Source organism: Myxacorys chilensis, assembly GCF_059505265.1.
In genome coordinates, this window is sequence record NZ_JCACKG010000233.1 from 1 (window position 1) to 2,825 (window position 2,825).

The 2,825-nt window shown below is 55.2% G+C and carries 6 protein-coding genes; 3 read left to right on the forward strand and 3 right to left on the reverse strand.

The features are described 5' to 3' along the window. Positions 1-95: 95 nt before the first annotated feature. The 3 genes from AC5JLB_RS23845 to AC5JLB_RS23855 all read left to right on the forward strand — a co-directional run bounded on the left by AC5JLB_RS23845 (position 96) and on the right by AC5JLB_RS23855 (position 1,231). Positions 96-257 (forward strand): hypothetical protein, encoded by a 162-nt coding sequence (locus AC5JLB_RS23845; RefSeq protein ID WP_495876319.1) that lies wholly within the window; start codon positions 96-98, stop codon positions 255-257. A 68-nt stretch (positions 258-325) separates the two neighbouring features. Then, positions 326-604, forward strand: a complete 279-nt coding sequence (locus tag AC5JLB_RS23850) for a hypothetical protein (RefSeq protein ID WP_495876320.1) — start codon at positions 326-328, stop codon at positions 602-604. A 255-nt stretch (positions 605-859) separates the two neighbouring features. Further along, entirely contained in the window at positions 860-1,231 is a 372-nt protein-coding gene (locus tag AC5JLB_RS23855) for a hypothetical protein (RefSeq protein ID WP_495876321.1), read from the forward strand. 21 nt (positions 1,232-1,252) lie between these two features. On the opposite strand, the gene AC5JLB_RS23860 is transcribed toward AC5JLB_RS23855, so the two are convergent. From AC5JLB_RS23860 to AC5JLB_RS23870, 3 genes are all read right to left on the reverse strand, one after another. Then, positions 1,253-1,684: a hypothetical protein gene (locus tag AC5JLB_RS23860; protein WP_495876322.1), complete on the reverse strand. Its 432-nt coding sequence runs from the start codon at positions 1,682-1,684 to the stop codon at positions 1,253-1,255. A gap of 64 nt (positions 1,685-1,748) precedes the next feature. Further along, the gene (locus AC5JLB_RS23865; RefSeq protein WP_495876323.1) at positions 1,749-2,207 is read right to left on the reverse strand and encodes a hypothetical protein; all 459 of its coding nucleotides are present in this window, start codon (positions 2,205-2,207) and stop codon (positions 1,749-1,751) included. A 220-nt stretch (positions 2,208-2,427) separates the two neighbouring features. Further along, on the reverse strand, positions 2,428-2,825 hold a 398-nt coding region (locus AC5JLB_RS23870), incomplete at its 5' end, for an FkbM family methyltransferase (RefSeq protein WP_495876324.1).

A 2,825-nucleotide genomic window follows, 5' to 3' on the forward strand; every position in this document is an offset into this window, starting at 1 on the left:
AAGTTAAAGGTTGCGAACTCCGCTATTTCGGACCGCACAGGACCATTCCCGGACTGGTGACCGGAGTGGTGCGTGTTCGCATCCAGTAATACTTTATGGGTAACCTGACCACCTATAACCTCGACCTCAAGGTCAAGGCAGATGTCGGGCATGTCTCGACGGCCGAAGTCCGAACAGCGCTGCTGGCTCATGCCGCCCATCAGCTCAATCGCCTCAAGGCACGTCATACCGAAAAATTGACGGTCGCTGCCGAGTAGCAAGGGATCGCCTGACCTTGCCTTGCCGTTGAAAGGGCAATCACCATTTGTGGTGGAGGAGATTGCCCATGTTCAAGCTATTCGCCCCTGCCCTCCTTCTCGTCACAATAACTTCTGGCGCGGCCACGGCCGCCTGCCCCGCCGCCGTTCCGGGCAACACGGCTGAAGCAATCAAGGCCAACGAGCAACGCATCATCTGCCTGCAGCGGCAAGCCTCCGACGAGACCGATCGCCGGCAGTACGAGATGGAGCTCAACCAGATCGAAACCCGCGTCAACCAGCTCGAAATCCAGCGCCGCTTCGACAACCTGCCGGTCTATACACCGCCGACGTTCAACCGGCCGTAAGGGCAGACGGCGACGCTGTTTCTCGACCAGCGATTTTCATGCGCCGACGCATGTGGCGCAAATGCTGCCGTACACGAAGCGCGTAATCTCCCTTTTGGAACGCTCCGCACCGACTTAATTGGGGTGGTTTGCGGACTTTCGACTTCTGGCCTAATTACAGTCTAAGCAGTCACCCAACCGGTAGTGCAATCTTATGACTTTGGACGAGCTGGCCATTTCGCTGCCCAATGGCCTTCACGATGCCGAACTCCACAAATGCTCGATCAATTATGCTACGCGATCAGTGGAACTAGTCTTGAAGCTGTGGGTGGGCCGACCGAACAGATAGAGGCTTACCGCCCAGCCATAATCAATCTGACCGGACTGCATTTTTGGATCGTGGAGCCGCCCGATCCTGACTATCCGGGTGATGAAGCGTGGTTAGTGATCGATACGGGTGAGGTCTCCACTTTGAAAAGTGCACCCGCAATCCGCTTACCTGATGTGCCGCAGACGGCATTCGTGAACTGGATCTACGTCCGGCAATGGAATGCCTTTATGTACGTGGCAGCAGAAACTGCGGACCATCGCTGGATCGGACCTGAAGAAGATCACGCCAAGGCGGTCGATCGAGATATATCCGGCTAACGACCGCACGTGGTGATGAGGCTAATTGCTCGGTTTGAGCGAGACGCTTCCGCAAATGGCGTCAAAGGTAGCGCCGTAGGACGCATCCATCCAGCACAGGGTCAGCTCTCCAGTCTCGATCTCTTGAGTCACCTGCTTGCGGCGGGTCGCATATGCGTCGTGATATGCTCTCGCAGCTGACGAGTGTGGCGGCTCTAATAGGTTGCCGAAGTCGTGGTCGTCGGCAAGTTTGCTACCAGATACTATCCACAGATCGAAGATGATGTTTCCTGTAAGAACATTGTTGGCTATGAACTCTCGAACTTCATGTAGCGTCAACTTGTAAGCTTCGCCCGAGGTGGTTTCTAAGAAAACGTGAGTTGTCTTCCCCTCAAGCTTGATGCCGGTCATGTAGCCATCGTGTAAGAATGGCTCTTGAACCTGCCCATGTTCCCCTAGCCTAAACTTGATCATGCTTCAGCCCTTCGGCACTCGGTATCCACGTGCAGAAATCAAGATTTGTGCACCAGTTCGTACTTCAAGTGGTAAGGCGCACTTCAATCGATATGTTGCGGCATCGAAGCCAGCCGCTCAGCCCGTAGTGCGGCTCGATCAGCAATTCCAAGTCAGTAGGTTGCGGGACTGCAATTGAAAAACACGGGCGACCTTCACGCTCGTTTGCTGGGCCAAGCCACAGGGCGTTTAGCTCTGTCCTCGGGCCGAAGCTCTCGAGTTCAAGGTCCACCACCTCATCGAAAATGAATACGATAAGACGAGAATCCACCGCTTGCAAAACCCGCGCGTTGCGTCCTGTTGGCTCCAGCCTGTACAACTTGACGCTAATTGATGACGGACCGTCTGCGACTAAGTTTAGAGCAACAAGGTCCGCATCATGGAAGCTAGGCACTTCACCAAACCAGTTGATTGCCGCTTGAGCGCCCCTGAGACCGCGGAATGCCGCTTCATATGCAGCCCAAGATTCGGTTGAGAGTTCCATAATCTATCCAGTCACACCGATTGCATCGTGTGCAGAGATCAAGATTTACGCACCAGTTCTCAGGAGCTGCAATCTCAATAGCTTGCAAGGCGCAAAAGTCAGGTGCAGAACCTTGGTTTGGTTGGCGATGACCCTGCGTCACCACTTCTCGCCAGGGCGGCTTCCTGCTGTTGATCGAAGCGCAAGTAGTGACGGCGCAACTCCTACGGGCCACATTGAATCACTTGAAGTTTTCGTTGCTTGCTTCGGACTGGTATGGGCGGGGGCCATCGTCCTGCGCAAAGAGCACGCAAGACCCGTAGGACGCGCGCGGGTCGTAGGCGAACCCTTTAAGAGCCAGCGCTTGCGTGAAACGGCGAATGCCGGCCAGTCCATAAAGGTGATCGTGCAACTCGATGAAAATGCGCTGAACGCCGGGCAGTTCGGCTCGAACAAGCAGGTCCTCTTCGGCACCCTCGATATCCATGAAGAGGACGTTTATGGCGTGAGCCCTGATGAAGTCGTCGACGTTGGACGCGGCGAGGGTGATAGCCTGCTCATAGGGTCCCTGGTTTCGGTCCATTGAGGACATCCAAAGATCCTTGCGAACATAGAAGGTGTATTCACTGGCAGGCCCCG

Coding starts and splice junctions, on each gene's coding strand:
- AC5JLB_RS23850 (WP_495876320.1), top strand. CDS start 326: ATGTTCAAGCTATTCGCCCCTGCCCTCCTTCTCGTCACAATAACTTCT.
- AC5JLB_RS23855 (WP_495876321.1), top strand. CDS start 860: ATGCTCGATCAATTATGCTACGCGATCAGTGGAACTAGTCTTGAAGCT.
- AC5JLB_RS23865 (WP_495876323.1), bottom strand. CDS start 2,207: ATGGAACTCTCAACCGAATCTTGGGCTGCATATGAAGCGGCATTCCGC.
- AC5JLB_RS23845 (WP_495876319.1), top strand. CDS start 96: ATGGGTAACCTGACCACCTATAACCTCGACCTCAAGGTCAAGGCAGAT.
- AC5JLB_RS23860 (WP_495876322.1), bottom strand. CDS start 1,684: ATGATCAAGTTTAGGCTAGGGGAACATGGGCAGGTTCAAGAGCCATTC.